The 15,506-nt window shown below is 65.4% G+C and carries 10 protein-coding genes and 1 tRNA gene; 4 read left to right on the plus strand and 7 right to left on the minus strand.

Features of this window, described 5'->3' with window-relative positions:
* The 6 genes from ASE63_RS22610 to ASE63_RS22635 form a co-directional block, all read right to left on the minus strand.
* Complete coding sequence (locus ASE63_RS22610) at window positions 1-249, minus strand: hypothetical protein (protein ID WP_056806986.1); 249 nt, start codon at window positions 247-249, stop codon at window positions 1-3.
* A gap of 145 nt (window positions 250-394) precedes the next feature.
* Complete coding sequence (locus ASE63_RS22615; protein ID WP_156410568.1) at window positions 395-2,077, minus strand: TRAP transporter large permease subunit; 1,683 nt, start codon at window positions 2,075-2,077, stop codon at window positions 395-397.
* A gap of 122 nt (window positions 2,078-2,199) precedes the next feature.
* Window positions 2,200-2,799, minus strand: coding sequence for a TRAP transporter small permease subunit (locus ASE63_RS22620; protein ID WP_056806989.1), 600 nt, complete (start codon window positions 2,797-2,799; stop codon window positions 2,200-2,202).
* Window positions 2,800-3,208: 409 nt separating this feature from the next.
* Window positions 3,209-3,284: transfer RNA gene (locus tag ASE63_RS22625), tRNA-Lys, on the minus strand.
* Between the two features lie 140 nt (window positions 3,285-3,424).
* On the minus strand, window positions 3,425-4,696 hold the full coding sequence (locus ASE63_RS22630; RefSeq protein WP_056806992.1) for a solute carrier family 23 protein: 1,272 nt from the start codon (window positions 4,694-4,696) through the stop codon (window positions 3,425-3,427).
* 242 nt (window positions 4,697-4,938) lie between these two features.
* Entirely contained in the window at window positions 4,939-6,543 is a 1,605-nt protein-coding gene (locus tag ASE63_RS22635) for a 2-isopropylmalate synthase (protein ID WP_056806995.1), read from the minus strand.
* 408 nt (window positions 6,544-6,951) lie between these two features.
* Here ASE63_RS22635 and ASE63_RS22640 point away from each other — a divergent pair, with 408 nt between their 5' ends.
* The 3 genes from ASE63_RS22640 (at window position 6,952) to ASE63_RS27565 (ending at window position 8,814) form a co-directional block, all read left to right on the plus strand.
* Window positions 6,952-7,593 carry a YoaK family protein gene (locus ASE63_RS22640; RefSeq protein WP_056807492.1) on the plus strand — a complete coding sequence of 214 codons (642 nt, stop codon included), beginning with the start codon at window positions 6,952-6,954 and terminating at the stop codon, window positions 7,591-7,593.
* Between the two features lie 207 nt (window positions 7,594-7,800).
* A complete protein-coding gene (locus tag ASE63_RS22645; RefSeq protein WP_056806998.1) occupies window positions 7,801-8,298 on the plus strand; it encodes a c-type cytochrome in 498 nt (165 codons plus the stop codon).
* A 165-nt stretch (window positions 8,299-8,463) separates the two neighbouring features.
* Window positions 8,464-8,814 (plus strand): hypothetical protein, encoded by a 351-nt coding sequence (locus ASE63_RS27565; protein ID WP_156410552.1) that lies wholly within the window; start codon window positions 8,464-8,466, stop codon window positions 8,812-8,814.
* 115 nt (window positions 8,815-8,929) lie between these two features.
* Here ASE63_RS27565 and ASE63_RS22655 read toward each other — a convergent pair whose 3' ends face one another.
* A complete protein-coding gene (locus ASE63_RS22655; RefSeq protein ID WP_082610226.1) occupies window positions 8,930-11,017 on the minus strand; it encodes a M3 family metallopeptidase in 2,088 nt (695 codons plus the stop codon).
* Between the two features lie 2,068 nt (window positions 11,018-13,085).
* On the opposite strand from ASE63_RS22655, the gene ASE63_RS22665 reads away from it, so the two are divergent.
* A partial coding sequence (locus ASE63_RS22665) for a peroxidase family protein (RefSeq protein WP_280137462.1) occupies window positions 13,086-14,860 on the plus strand: 1,775 nt, incomplete at its 3' end.
* Window positions 14,861-15,506 lie beyond the last annotated feature (646 nt).

Below are 15,506 nucleotides of genomic sequence, written 5' to 3' on the forward strand. Positions count from 1 at the left end.
CTACTCCATAGGCTGCCGCGGGCCGCGGTCCGGCGGCAGGTCGAACGGCGTCGCGGGCGGTGCTTCCGGTGGCTTCTCCGGCGGTAGTTCCGGCGGCGGCTCGGTCGGAATGCCCTGCGGTTCCTCGTCCGGCGGCGCTTCCACCGGGGGTGCCGGCGGCACCTCATGCGGCGTCAGCGGGGGAGCCTCCGGCGGAGGCGTCGGGCTGGCAGGCTGTCCGGGATCGGCCGCATTCGTGATCGCTATCATGGCTTGGCTTGGTCCTCTTTTCGAGGATCAACGCATGTCCGCCGCCAAAGGTTCGCCGCCGTCCGCACCACCTGAAATCGACGAAGCCGGCATCGAGGATGCCGGCTTCGTATTCTGCTGCAAAGTTCCGATGCGGAACGCCGAACTATTTGAAGCTCGGCGGCGCACTGAAATCGATCCCCGGCAGGCCGCCGCCATCGCCCATGCCCGGGATCTGGATCGAATCGAACTGCTTGTCGATCGCCTGCTGGTCGAGCTGCACGGCCGAAGACTTGTAGTGCATCACCATCTGCGGAAACAGGATGACGAGCGCGACCATGATGCACTGGATCACGACGAAGGGTACCGCGCCCCAATAGATCTGCCCCGTGGTGACCGGCTCCATCCGCTTGCCCGTGATCTTGTCGATATAGGCCGACTTCGGCGCCACCGAGCGCAGGAAGAACAGCGCGAAGCCGAAGGGCGCGGTCATGAAGCTGGTCTGCATGTTGACCGCGAGGATGACGCCGAACCAGATCAGGTCGATCCCGAGCTTGTCCGCCGCCGGCGCCAGCAGCGGCACGACGATGAAGGCGAGCTCGAAGAAGTCGAGGAAGATCGCCAGCAGGAAGACCATCACGTTGACGACGACCAGGAAACCCGCCGCGCCGCCGGGCAGGCCGACGAGCAGATGCTCGACCCAGATATGGCCGTTGACGCCGTAGAAGGTCAGCGCGAAGACGCGGGCGCCCAGCAGGATGAAGAGCACGAAGGCCGCAAGCTTCGCAGTCGATTCGACCGCCTGCTTGAGCAGGTCGAACGTCATCGCGCGCTTCGCGTAGGCGAGGATGATCGCCCCCGCCGCACCCATCGCGCCGGCTTCCGTCGGCGTGGCGACGCCGATGAAGATCGTGCCGAGCACGAGGAAGACCAGCGCCAGCGGCGGCACCATCACGAACACCGCCTGCTCGGCCATGCGCGAGAGCAGGTTGAGCCGCAGCACCCGGTTGCCGATGGCGATGACGAGCGAGATCGCGATGCCGAGCATCAGCATCAGCACGGCGAAGTCGGAACCGCCCGTGACGTTCGTACCGAGCTTCATATAGGCATAGGCGAGGCCGAAGGAGATGGCCGTCACCACTGCGAGCGAGCGGCGGCGGGTCTTGCCGTCGGCGTCCCGCAGGGTCTGCGCCTCCGGCGGCAACCCCGGAACCCGGTTGGGCGCGAAGAGGCTGACCAGGAAGATATAGCCGGCGTAGAGACCGGCGAGTACGAGACCGGGGATGAAGGCCGCCTCATACATGTCGCCGACGGAGCGGCCGAGCTGGTCGGCCAGCACGATCAGGACGAGCGAGGGCGGGATGATCTGCGCCAGCGTTCCCGACGCCGCGATCACGCCCGATGCAAGACGCCGATCATAGCCGTAGCGCAGCATGATCGGCAGCGAGATGAGCCCCATCGAGATCACGGAGGCCGCGACGACGCCGGTGGTGGCCGCCAGCAGCGCGCCGACGAAGACCACCGAATAGGCGAGGCCGCCGCGCAGCGGGCCGAAGAGCTGCCCCATCGTGTCTAGCAGGTCCTCCGCCATGCCGGAGCGTTCGAGGATCAGCCCCATGAAGGTGAAGAACGGGATGGCCAGCAGCACGTCGTTGTTCATCGTGCCGTAGACGCGCTCCGGCATGGCCTGCAGGAAATTCTCCTGGAACAGGCCTAGCTCGATGCCGACCAGCGCGAAGACCAGCCCGTTGGCCGCGAGCGAAAACGCGACCGGATAGCCCAGCAGCAGGAAGACGATCAGGGCGGCGAACATCACCGGCCCGAGATTGGCGCGCAGGAAATCGGCCAGCCCGGCGGCCTGTGCGTCGCCCGTGTGCAGCAGGAAGAACGCGGCGAGCGTCAGGAGGGCGCCGGCGAGGCGCGGAGAGCGGAGTGCGAACATGATTTTTGACCCGGCGTCGCTGGGAAGGCTCAAGGGGCGATGCCCTGTTCCTTGGCCTGGTTGAGCAGCCGCTGCGCTTCGGCCTCGGCCGCGGCCGCGAGGCCGCCGGCTGTGTCGTCGTCGGCGATGACGCCGCGCATGATCGCGATCTGCTTGATGATCTCGGACAGGCCCTGGACGGTCAGCAGCGCGAAGCCGACGACGACGAGGCCCTTGGCCGGCCACTGCGCCAGCCCGCCCGCGGAGAGCGACTGCTCGTTGATGGCGTAGGAGCGCATGAAGAACGGCCAGGAGTAATAGACGGTCAGGACCGAGAACGGCATCAGGAACAGGAGATGGCCGAGCAGTTCCATCCATTGCTGGACGCGCTTCGGCATCAGGTTGCTCGCGATGTCGATGCGGATGTGCTCCTTCAACTGCAGCGTCCAGGAGGCGCACATCAGGAACACCGCGCCGAACAGCATCCATTGCAGTTCGAGCAGCGAGTTAGACGACCAGTTGAAAAGCTTGCGGATGATCGCGTTGCCGGCCGAGATCATGACCGCCGCCAGGATCAGCCACGCGACCTTCTTGCCGATCTGGCCGTTGATCGCGTCGATGACGCGGCTGATCCGCAGTAGGCCGTTCACGTGTCGATGCTCCCAAATCGCGCACGAGCCATGCTCGACGCTGGCCCGCTTTGCGCCTCGGTTATAGCAAGGCTATATCCAGCACAAGCGCTGAGGCATCTAGTCAATTTGGTCAATTGACGGGGTTTTGACGCGGATATCGACGCTCAGATGGAAAATTCGATATCTCCTACGGCGAGCGCGCAAGATCTCGCGGAAGATAAAGCTATGTCGTGACTATGAAAAGAAGGCCAACTGCGCCGCCAACCGCCGGCGTCAGGGCACGCAGAAAATCGCGTTCGAAAAGCCAGTGATCGCTAGGCCCGGCCGCCTGCGGCCAGGCGCAGCGAGCGAGAGGAAAACCGCCCGACGCCGTCGGCTCAAGACCGGAGGCACTTGCGGAATTATCCAGCGATTTCAGGAAGGTCCGTGGTGGGTGATGTAGGGCTCGAACCTACGACCCGCTGATTAAGAGTCAGCTGCTCTACCAACTGAGCTAATCACCCAACGCCACGAAGCGTTGCCGTTCAGCGGCGTCGGCCGCGTCAGGCAGGGGGCGTGTAGCAAAGCCCCCCTGCCCTGTCCACCCACCTGCGACAGAAATCTGACGGTCCGCGAAACAAAGTCTCGCGGACCGTGGATAAGTTCAGACCGGCTTGCGGTTCAGCAGGTGATAGAGCGCGATCGCGCCGAAGGTCGCGGTGCCAATGCCACCCAGTTCGAAGCCGAAGATCGGCAGCTTGAGGTCGCCGGCGCCGAGGATGAGCGCGGTCGCGACGGTCAACAGGTTCTTCGGCTCCGAGAAATCGACCTTGTTCTCGACCCAGATTCGTCCGGCCGTAGCGGCGATCAGGCCGAAGACAACGACGGCGAGCCCGCCCAGCACCGCGACGGGGATCGTGCCGATCACGGCGCCGAACTTCGGCGAGAAGCCGAGTACCAGCGCGATGATGCCGGCCGCCACGAAGACCAGCGTCGAATAGACCCGCGTCACCGCCATCACGCCCATGTTCTCGGCATAGGTGGTGACGCCGGTGCCGCCGCCGGAGCCGGCGATCATCGTGGCGACGCCGTCGGCCATGAAGCCGCGCCCGATCAGCGGGTCGAGATTGCGCCCGGTCATCACGGCGATGCCCTTGATGTGCCCGAGGTTCTCGGCGACCAGGATGATCGCGACCGGCGCGATCAGCGCCATCGCCTTGGCGTCGAACACCGGCGCCACGAAATTCGGCAGGCCGAACCAGGCTGCCGCGCCGACGCGAGCGAAATCGACCGGCGGCGCGCCGAAGCTCGAGGCCGTCAGGGTGTAGGCGATATAGGCCGCGAGGCCTCCGATCAGGATGGGCAGGCGCTGGGCGAGGCCGCGCCCATAGACCGCGACGAGCGCGACGGCGACGACCGTGAACAGCGCGATCCATTTGGTGTAGGCGCTGGCCGAGATCATGTTCATCGCGACGGCGGTCAGGTTGAGACCGATCGCGGCGACGACGGCGCCGGTCACGACAGGCGGCAGCAGCTTCTCGATCCAGTTGGTGCCGACGGCCTGGACCACGAGGCCGATCAGCGCATAGAGGGCGCCGCAGGCGATGATGCCGCCGAGCGCGATCCCGATATTCGGGTTCGGCCCCGAGCCGGCATAGCCGGTGGCAGCGATCACCACGCCGATGAAAGCGAAGGAGGAGCCGAGATAGCTCGGCAGCTGGCCGCGCGTGATGACGAAGAATAGCAGCGTCGCGATGCCGGAGAAGAAGATCGCGACGTTGGGGTCGAAGCCCATCAGCACCGGCGCCAGCACGGTCGCGCCGAACATCGCGACGACATGCTGCAGGCCGGCGATGAAGGTCTGCCCGGCAGGCAGACGCTCATCCGGCATCACCGCGCCGGATGTCTTCAACGTCCATTTCGGAAAGTAACCCATCGCCCGCTCCGTTCAGCGCCGGCCCGCGCCGGTCCCGAGCGGAATAGAGGCAAGGAATGCGCCGCGCGCCAGTTGGTCGCAGGCCTTCATCCACCGGATTCGGCGTAGCGAGGCGTCATGAACGGGGCGGGCTGTGCCGTCATGCTCGCCCTTGTGGCGAGCATCCACGTCTTGAACACCACACTCGACCAGCGAAGACGTGGATGGTCGGGACAAGCCCGACCATGACGAGAGGCGCGTGCTTACTCCGCAGCCTGCGCATGCAGCCGCGCGCCGCGCGCGATCAGCTTGTTCAGCGCCGCGAGATAGGCCTTGGCCGAGGCGACCAGCGTGTCCGGATCGGCTCCGCGGCCGGTAACCGAGGAACCGTCGCGCGAGAGCCGGACCGAGACCTCGGCCTGTGCGTCCGTACCCTCGGTGACGGCGTGGACGTCGTAGAGCTCCAGCGTCACCTCATGCGGCACGATCGTCTTGATCGCCTTGAAGATCGCGTCGATCGGGCCGTTGCCCTCGACCTCCTCGGTGACGTGGCGGCCCTCGACGTCGAGCTTCATGGTCGCGCGCTGCGGCCCGCGCGTGCCGGCGATCACCGTCAGCGATTCCAGCTTGATGCGGTCATGGGCGGTGGCGATGTTCTCGTCGACCAGCGCCTCGATATCCTCGTCATAGACATGCTTCTTACGGTCGGCGAGCGCCTTGAAGCGGGTGAAGGCGTCCTCCATCTGGTTGTCGCCCAGGTCGTAGCCCATGTCCTTCAGCTTCGAACGGAAGGCGGCGCGGCCTGAATGCTTGCCCATCACCAGCGAGGTCTTGGTCACGCCGACCGAGGCCGGCGTCATGATCTCGTAGGTGGTGTTGTTCTTCAGCATACCGTCCTGGTGGATGCCACTCTCATGGGCGAAGGCGTTCCGGCCGACGATCGCCTTGTTGTACTGCACCGGGAAGGAGCAGGCGGTCGAGACCGCCTTGGAAGCGCGCATCAGCATCGTCGCATCGATGCCGGTATCGTAGGGCAGCACGTCGCCGCGCACGCGCAGCGCCATCACCACCTCCTCCAGCGCGGCATTGCCGGCGCGCTCGCCGATGCCGTTCAGCGTGCATTCGACCTGCCTCGCCCCACCCTCGATCCCGGCCAGCGAGTTCGCCACGGCCAGGCCGAGATCATTGTGACAATGCACCGAGAAGATAGCCTTGTCGGCGTTCGGTACGCGCTCGCGGACCGCCTTGAACATGGTGCGGTATTCGTCCGGCGTCGCATAGCCGACGGTGTCGGGCAGGTTGATCGTGGTGGCGCCCGCCCTGATCGCGGCCTCGACCGTGCGGCAGAGATAGTCGATGGGGGTCCGGGTGGCGTCCATCGCCGACCACTCGACATCCTCGACCAGGTTGCGCGCCTGCGTCACCGTCGCGGTGATGATCTCCAGAACCTGCTCCTGGTTCTTGCGCATCTGGTGCTCCAGATGGATCGGCGAGGTCGAGACGAAGGTGTGGATGCGTGGCCGCGGCGCATGACGCACCGCCTCGCCAGCGCGGGCGATGTCGCCCGAGATGGCGCGGGCGAGGCCTGCGATCGTCGCGCGCTTGCTGCGGCGGGCGATCTCGGAAACCGCCTCGAAATCGCCGTCCGAGGCGATCGGGAAACCGGCCTCGATGATGTCGACGCCCATGGCGTCCAGCATCTCGGCGATCTCGAGCTTCTCCTCGAAGGTCATGGTGGCGCCGGGGCACTGCTCGCCGTCGCGCAAGGTGGTGTCGAAGATCAGCACGCGATCCTTGGAGGAGGTGGGCTGCGAGGAGGCAGTGTGGGCGGAGGCGTTGCCGGCAGGCTTCCGGGTCGAAACGGTCATGGTCGTGTTCCTGGTAGAGTTGGCGCCGCTCTCAGCAGATGCAGGGCGCCCGGGATCTGAAGGTCGTTCTCGTCACTCCCCTGAGCGCCCAGGCATGCATGCCCGGCCGGCCCTCAGGGGCGGCTAAGGAGAAGAAGGAGACCAAGGCCGGAGAGGGCTGAAGCGCGCATGCCGGCGGCCTGCGCGATGGCGCAGTCACTCATCCGGGCATGGGCGGCGGTCGAGACCACAGGCGTTCCTCTAGGCGTCCGATCATGATGTAACCGAAACCGGCACCGCGACGCAAGCATATGTCCGGCCGTCGCGGGGAATTGTGGCGCCTCCTGCCAAGGCCCTATCGTGATGCAGGCGCGACTCATGGCCGGGGAGCGCGCCCGTCCCCCCTCGGCCGCGTCGGATCAGCCGTCGATGATGCGCTACGACCGCCGGGCGATTGTCCTCGCCTCCTGCTTCTCGGGCCTTGCCGGCTACATCGACGCGCTCGGCTTCATCGCGCTCGGCGGCTTCTTCGTCTCCTTCATGACCGGCAACACGACCCGGCTCGGCATCGAGCTCGCCGGCAGCCATGGCGGCGGCATCGCGCTGGCCGCCGGCATCCTCGCGCTCTTCGTCGGCGGCGTCGTGCTGGGCTCGCTAGTCGGCCATGTCGCGGGCCGACGCCGGCCTCCGGCCGTGCTCGCGCTGGTGACGGTCTGCCTGTTCGTCTCGGCCGCGCTCGACACCGCCGGCTTCACCATGGCAGCGGTCTGCCTGCTCGCCGTGGCGATGGGTTCCGAGAACGCCGTCTTCCAGCGCGACGGCGAGGTCACGATCGGCCTGACCTACATGACGGGCACGCTGGTCAAGATGGGCCAGCGCATCGCGGCGGCGATGCTGGGCGGCCCGCCCCTCGCCTTCGTCAGGCATTTCCTGCTCTGGCTCGGGCTGATGCTGGGCGCCTGCATCGGCGCGACGGTGCATGGCATGATCGGCCTCGCCGCGATCTGGATCGCGGCCGGCGCGGCCGCACTCCTGTCGATCGCGGCCTCCTTCCTGCTGCACGACGGCTGAGGCCGCCTACCTCGAAAGGGGTATATGGCGCGAGCCATCTTCGAGGCATATCGTAGCGTCACCTTCCGTAACTGCAGCTGCTGCGCGCCGCGAATGGCGCGCTGGCCCGCTGTTCTCGCGACCCGGCACCGAAGTGCTGCCGGTCGCGACCTTGAAGGCCTGGCTTCCCGCGGACCGCCTTTTCGTCGCAATCAAGAGGAGACGAGCATGCGCCTGCCCCTTGCTGTCGCCGTGCTTTGCGCCGGTTTCGCCCTTCCCGCCACCGCCCAGGCGCCGGCCGACGCCGCCAAGCTCAAGCGCGGCGAATACCTCGTGACCATCATGGACTGCACCGGCTGTCACACGCCGGGCAAGCTGCTCGGCAAGCCGGACCACGGTCGGTTGCTGGCCGGCTCGGAGGTCGGCTTCGGCATCCCCGGCCTCGGCACCTTCTACCCGCCCAACCTGACGCCGGACCGCGAGACAGGGCTCGGCGGCTGGTCGGAGGCCGACATCGTGAAGGCCGTGCGCACCGGCGTGCGGCCGGACGGGCGCGTCCTCGCCCCGATCATGCCGTATGACAACTACGGCAGGCTGACCGATGCCGACGCCGCGGCGCTCGCCACCTATCTGAAGAGCCTGAAGCCGGTGCGAAACGCGGCCCCTCGCCTCGTCGGCCCGACCGAGAAACCGACCGCGCCCTATCTCAGCGTCGTCATGCCCTGACGGGCGGCGTTTCGCGTCGCCTCAGAATCAGGCATCGTCGGCGCAACCGGAGCATCGGGCCGGATGGCGCCATCGCCATGCGAACGAATCCGATGCTGAGACAATGAGATCGACCGGCATCTCGCATCCGACAGGATGCGCCGGTCGATGCCTTGGAGTGCCTCGATGCCGATTTCTTCCCGCTTCCTGCCGCCGCTCGCAATTCTCTGCGGGCTTGGCCTCTCCGCCTGCCAGACGCCCGCGAGTGCTCCTGCGGCGCCCCCGCCGGAACAGGCAGGGGCTGGCGTGACCCCCAACACCTTCCGCATGCCGACCAACACCGGCTGCGCCGGCGACGTCGACCGCTTCCAGGCGGTGATCGACAACGACCTCGCCACCGGCCACACGACGAAGGGCGTCCATGGCCGCGTCTCGGCCGAGATCGCCAGCGCCCGTTCGAGCTGCGCCGCCGGCAACGAGGCCCGCGCCGCCAGTCAGATCCGCTCGACGAAGGCGAAGTTCGGCTATCCGGGTTGAACCCGGCGCAGCCGGGTCGGATGAGGGTATCCTGGGTGAAACGCAGCCAGGACGGCCCTCATACGTCTGCTGCGCAGACACCTTCTCCCCCGACGGGAGAAGGAAAACGGCGGCCTTAAGCCGCCAGTCCCCGCTTCTCCAGCAGCGCGTCCGGCGTCGGCAGCCGGCCGCGGAACAGTGTGTAGGCTTCCGCCGCGTCGCGGGTGTCGCCGGCCGAATAGATGTAGCGCTTCAGCCTCTCCGCCAGTTCCGGCGAAAACACGTCGCCTGTCTCGCGGAAGGCATTGAAGGCGTCGGCATCCATCACCTCCGACCAGAGATAGCTGTAATAGCCGGCGGAGTAGCCGTCGCCCGCGAAGACATGGGTGAAATGCGGCGTCCGGTGCCGCATGGTGATCTCGGCGGGCATGCCGATGCGCGCGAGCTCTGCCGCCTCGAAGGCGAGCGGATCGACCTCCGCGGGTTCTTCCAGCGAGTGAAAGGCGAGATCGACCAGCGCCGAGGAGGTGTATTCCACCGTGGCGAAGCCCTGATTGAAGGTCTGCGCTTTCTCGATCTTCTCGATCAACGACTCGGGGATCGGCTCTGCCGTGTCGGCGTGCAGGCAATATGTCCGCATCACCTCGCGCGTCAGGAACCAGTGCTCGTAGAGCTGCGAGGGCAGCTCTACGAAGTCGCGCGCCACCGCCGTGCCGGCAAGCGACCCATAGCGCACATCCGATAGAAGCCCATGCAGCGCATGGCCGAACTCGTGGAAGAGCGTGCGCGCCTCGTCGAGCGAAAGCAACGCCGGCTTGCCCTCGGCCGGCTTGGCGAAGTTGCACACATTGACGATGATCGGCCGGACCTCGCCGTCGAGCTTGCGCTGGCCGCGGAACGCGCTCATCCAGGCGCCGGACCGCTTCGAGGCGCGCGCGAAGTCATCGCCGACGAACAGGCCGATATGGCGTCCGCCGTCGCTCTCCGTCACCTCGAAGATGCGGACATCGGGATGGTAGCCGGCAAGTTCCGGCCGCTCGGCGAAGGACAGGCCGAAGAGCTTGCCTGCGACGTCGAAGGCCGCCTGCCGCACCCGGTCGAGTTGGAGATAGGGCTTCAGCACCGCCTCGTCGAGCGCATAGGTCTTCTGCCGAACCTTCTCGGCATAGTGACGCCAGTCCCAGGGCCGGATCGGCCCGTTCTCGCCTTCACCCTGCGCCATAGCGGCGAGATCGGCGGCCTCGCGCCCCGCCCGCGCCCTGGCCGGCGCCCAGACGAGTTCGAGCAGATCACGCACATTCTTCGGTGTCTTCGCCATCGTATCGTCGAGCTTGAAATGCGCGAAGGTCGCGAAGCCGAGCAGCTTCGCCTTCTGCGCGCGCAGGCTCACCATCTCGGCGACGATCGCGCGGTTGTCGCTCTCGCCGCCATTCTCGCCGCGCTTGCTCCAGGCGATGAAGGCCTCCTCGCGCAGGTCGCGCCACTTCGAGAAGGTCAGGAAAGGCTCGATGATCGAGCGCGACAATGTCACCGCATGCTGGCCGGGCTTCCCCCGGTCGGCGGCAGCGCGCGCCATCGCCGCCTTAAGGAAGTCCGGTAGCCCAGCGAGCCCGGCCTCGTCCTCGATGAACAGCGCATAGGAGGATTCGTCCTTGAGAACGTTCTGGCTGAACTGGGTGCCCAGCGCCGCCAGCCGCTCGTTGATCGCGGCGAGCCGCTTCTTGTCCTCGGCGCCGAGCTTCGCACCAGAGCGAATGAAACCCTTGTGGCTCCGTTCCAGGAGCCTGGCCTGCTCGGCGTCGAGACCGAGCGCATCCTGCCCGGCGAAGACCGCGTCGACGCGCGCGAACAGCCCCTCATCCATCATGATCGCCGACCAGTGCCGCGACGTGATCGGCGACATCTCGCGCTCGATCGCCTGCAACGCTTCGTTGGTGTCGGCACCGGTGAGGTTGTAGAACACCCCGCCGACGCGGCTGAGCGCTCGCCCGGCCCGCTCCAGCGCCTCGATGGTGTTGGCGAAATCGGGCTTGGCCGGATCGGCGACGATCGCCTCAATCTCGCTCTTGTGCTTGGCGAGCGCCGCGTCGAAGGCAGGCCGAATATGCTCCGGCCTGATCGCTTCGAAAGGCGGCAACCGGAACGGCGTCTCCCAGCGCGCCGCGAACGGATTCTCGGCCGGCAGCGCCAGAGCCTCGGGATGGGCGGTTTCGGCAGAGGTCATCTTGTCGCTTTCGTGAGGCAAGCCGGATCGATCGCCGTCGAAGATATGTGCGAGATAGCAAGCCCGCACTGCGGCGGCTTTATCTTTGCGCGCCTTTTTCAAACAAACTGTTGATCTGTATAGAAAATTTTCTTTATCGTTGCGCGTCGCCTGTCATTATTTGTCGGGTTGTTTCCGGCTTTCGCTCCAATTTCACCGCATCAACCGCGTCGCCGCCCCCCGGATTGGTCACCCCTCCGACGCGCTCAGGTTGGCGAGCCGATCGCCGCCAACGCCCATGTCGAGATCTGGTTATGTCACCCGCGAGTTCGAAGTGCCGTTGATGACCTCGCGGCTACGCCTCGCTCTCGTGCCTGCACTCAGCGGCCAAGTCGATGGAGCAGCAGGCGGTCGAGTGCATGACGGTTGCATGACTGCGCCAAGCCGCGTGACTCTTCTTTGCAAAACTTAAACACACGATCGCGGTGCGACGGGAGAGGCACATGGCAATCGGGAGCGCCCCGGGCAGTTGGGGCAGCATGACCGCGGCAGCAATGATGGACCTTGGGCTGTGGTTTGGCGACTTACGTCTGAAGGACGGCCCGACCAAACGCCGTAGCACAACCTAGCCGCTGGTCGGGCAACAAAGTCCGACATAGTCCTCTAACGGCCAATACCGCTACCGGGCATCATGCTCGCTCTGCGAGGCCCAAGATAAACAGATGCGCGATTTGGCAGGAGGCGCTGCCACAAGCAAATCGAGGATTAGATCGCACTCGGCCTTTGGTCAAGGCTGTTGCGACCTTTCGGGCAGCTGCGTCCATGAAGATCCGCGCACTTATGATCGATTTTCACATCTGCGGCCCAGCCGCCTCGGCGGCCCGGCCCATCAAGGGGTGAGGGCGTCATGGTTGACTATATCAAGAGCGACCTGGAGTTCATTCTCAACCAGATCAAGATTTCCGAGGCTCACGCTGCTGGGCAGCCGTTGTTCGGGCCCGGCGGTCTCATCCCCGCCTACAATCTTGCCTGGGGCTTGCGCACCGTCGACGGCAGCTACAACCATCTGCTTCCGGGGCAGGAGCAGTGGGGGGCGGCGGACCAGGAATTTCTGGAACTGCTGAATCCGACATTCCGGACCATCATGGTCGATCCCGACGGACCGGGGCCGTCCGGGCCCATTCCGATCCCCTATACACCCGGCAACGATGTCGATGGACCCGGGACATTTGCCGATCCTGGCGACGTCATCGACCCGGAGGTGCGCACGATCTCGAACCTGATCGTCGACCAGACGCTCGGCAATCCCGCCGCGATCCTGACGGCGTTGCGGCGCGCCGGCATCGAAGATCCCGGACTGGCGATCACGGCTACGATCTCGGCCGCCTATGCTCCGCTGAAGGATGATTTCCGGGCCGTCGCCGATGCCCAGCGCGTCGAGGCGTCTGCAGCCGCAGCCGCGGCCGCCAGCCCTGGCAATGCCGCGCTGCAACAGGCGGCTGCCGATGCCGCTGTCTCACTTGCGGCTGCGCGGGCGACGCTCGATGCCGCGGCCGGCGTGCCCGGCGGACTTCACTCCCTGCTCACTGCCAACGGCATCGAATTGGATGGCGCCAACGTGCACCTCCCCAACATCGCGCCGGATGAGGGCTTGTCGGCTCCGTTCAACTCCTGGTTCACGCTGTTCGGCCAGTTCTTCGACCACGGCCTCGACCTCGTCAACAAGGGCGGCAGCGGCACGGTGATGATCCCGCTGCAGCCGGATGATCCGCTCTACAGCACGGCGCCTGGCGCCCTGAACTTCATGGTTCTGACGCGCGCCACGACATCCCCCGGAGCCGACGGCATCCTTGGCGACAATCCCGCTACCGCGGGTGTCGACGAGAGCCTCGACGACGGTCGCCCCGTCAACACCACGACCTCGTTCGTCGACCAGAACCAGACCTACACCTCGCATTCCTCGCATCAGGTGTTCATCCGGCAGTATGAGCTCAACGGCGCCGGCCGGCCGGCAGCGACCGGCAATCTGATCGAGGGCAACAATGGTGGCATGGCCACCTGGGCAGAGCTCAAGGTCCAGGCCAGGGAGATGCTGGGGATCCTGCTGACGGATGACGACGTCGGCAAGGTCCCGCTCCTCAGGACTGATCAATACGGCAACTTCATTCCCGACCCCGCGACCGGCTTCGCCCAGGTGATCACCGGCATTGGCCTCGACGGAATCCCGAACACGGCGGACGACATCGTGATTTCGGGTACGCCAGCCGCCCCGGTCGGCCTGACAACCGCGATCCGCACCAATCACGCGTTCCTCGCCGACATCGCTCATAATGCCGTGCCGGGTGGTGTCGCCGATGGCGATATCACGATCGGCCTCGAGAATCCGGGCAATCAGCCCGGCGTCTATGACAATGAGTTGCTCGACGCCCACTTCATCGCCGGCGACGGCCGGGTCAACGAGAACATCGGCCTGACAGCCGTCCACCACGTCTTCCATGCCGAGCACAACCGGCTTGTCGCGCACACCAAGGAGGTCGTCTTAAGCGATGCCCAGACGCTGCTCGATGGCGGCGCATCGCAGGCCGAGGCCGTAGCGTTCCTCAACGAGTGGCTGACAGTTGACGTCGCCGCTGTTCCGGCTTCGGCTGCGGGGCTCGTCTGGGACGGCGAGCGGCTATTCCAGGCTGCCAAATTCGGCACCGAGATGCAGTATCAGCACCTCGTCTTCGAGGAATTCGCCCGCAAGATTCAGCCCGCCATCAATACATTCCTGGTTCCGGACGGCTTTGACACCACGCTGAATCCCTCGATCGTGGCCGAGTTCGCCCATGTGGTCTACCGCTTCGGCCACTCGATGCTGACCGAGACGATCGACAAGTTCGATCCGACCTTCACACCCGACCACATCAGCCTGATCCAGGGTTTCCTCAATCCGACCGCTTTCGACGGCGTCGATCATGCGCTGACCGATGACATCGCGGCCGGGGCGATCATCCGCGGCATGACTCGTCAGCCCGGAAACCAGATCGACGAGTTCGTCACCAGTGCCTTGCGCAACAACCTGCTCGGCCTGCCGCTAGACCTCGCGACCATCAACCTGGCGCGTGGCCGTGACACCGGCGTCCCGTCGCTGAACGCCGCCCGTACCGAGTTCTACGCGGCCAGCAACCAGAACATCCTGCTGAAGCCCTATGAGAGCTGGGTCGATTTCGCCGGCCATCTCAAGAACGACGCGTCGATCATCAACTTCATCGCAGCTTACGGGACCCACGAAACGATCTTGAATGCCGCAACGATCGAGGAGAAGCGTGACGCCGCAATGGCGTTGGTCGGCTTGCCGCCTACGATAGCCGAAGCAGCGAATATCAGTAACGCAAGCTTCGATCTCGATTCCCTTGCCGACGGCGCGCCTAACGTCATCTCCACGGTGATTGGAAACTATACGTTCACGTCACCGATGGGCTGGGAAATTCTTGGGGCGGGTGGTCTCTTCGCGCCATCTGCCAGCGTGATCGACCAAGCCGCTCTGGCCGGAGCTAACGTGGTCTGGCTGGGCCAGGACGGGCTGCTTGCCAAGGACACCGGACTGGTTCTCGAAGGAGGGGTCAGCTATCGCCTCAGCTTTGACGTCTTCGATCGACTGGACCTCGCCTCCCAAAGTGGCGTAGCGCGCCTCGTCGCTGACGACGGGACAGTGTTGGCCTCCGCGGACATTGGCGTGGCAGCCGTCAATGGCGGTTCGGTCGAGGTGATGTTCCAGACAGCTCCGATCGCGGCCGCTCAAGTCGGGCAAGGACTGAGGATCGAAATCCAACAGATCGGAGGCAACGGCAACCAGGTCCAAATTCTGGTCGATGACGTCCGNGGCGGTTCGGTCGAGGTGATGTTCCAGACAGCTCCGATCGCGGCCGCTCAAGTCGGGCAAGGACTGAGGATCGAAATCCAACAGATCGGAGGCAACGGTAACCAGGTCCAAATTCTGGTCGATGACGTCCGTATCGACGTGTTGCGGCCAGGTGACACCGAAGCAGCGAATGTCAGTAACGCAAGCTTCGATCTCGATTCCCTTGCCGACGGCGCGCCTGACGTCATCTCCACGGTGCTTGGAAACTATACGTTCACGTCACCGATGGGCTGGGAGATTCTTGGGGCGGGTGGTCTCTTCGCGCCGTCTGCCAGCGTGATCGACCAGGCCGCCCTGGCCGGAGCTAACGTGGTCTGGCTGGGCCAGGACGGGCTGCTTGCCAAGGACACCGGACTGGTTCTCGAAGGAGGGGTCAGCTATCGCCTTAGCTTCGACGTCTTCGATCGACTGGACCTCGCCTCCCAAAGTGGCGTAGCGCGCCTCGTCGCTGACGACGGGACAGTGTTGGCTTCCGCGGACATTGGCGTGGCAGCCGTCAATGGCGGTTCGGTCGAGGTGATGTTCCAGACAGCTCCGATCGCGGCCGCTCAAGTCGGGCAAGGACTGAGNTTCCGCGGACATTGGCGTGGCAGCCGTCAATGGCGG

The sequence above is a fragment of the Allobosea sp. Root381 genome, from assembly GCF_001429395.1.
GTDB lineage: Bacteria > Pseudomonadota > Alphaproteobacteria > Rhizobiales > Beijerinckiaceae > Allobosea.

Coding starts and splice junctions, on each gene's coding strand:
- ASE63_RS22610 (WP_056806986.1), bottom strand. CDS start 249: ATGATAGCGATCACGAATGCGGCCGATCCCGGACAGCCTGCCAGCCCG.
- ASE63_RS22630 (WP_056806992.1), bottom strand. CDS start 4,696: ATGGGTTACTTTCCGAAATGGACGTTGAAGACATCCGGCGCGGTGATG.
- ASE63_RS22635 (WP_056806995.1), bottom strand. CDS start 6,543: ATGACCGTTTCGACCCGGAAGCCTGCCGGCAACGCCTCCGCCCACACT.
- ASE63_RS22640 (WP_056807492.1), top strand. CDS start 6,952: ATGATGCGCTACGACCGCCGGGCGATTGTCCTCGCCTCCTGCTTCTCG.
- ASE63_RS22645 (WP_056806998.1), top strand. CDS start 7,801: ATGCGCCTGCCCCTTGCTGTCGCCGTGCTTTGCGCCGGTTTCGCCCTT.
- ASE63_RS27565 (WP_156410552.1), top strand. CDS start 8,464: ATGCCGATTTCTTCCCGCTTCCTGCCGCCGCTCGCAATTCTCTGCGGG.
- ASE63_RS22655 (WP_082610226.1), bottom strand. CDS start 11,017: ATGACCTCTGCCGAAACCGCCCATCCCGAGGCTCTGGCGCTGCCGGCC.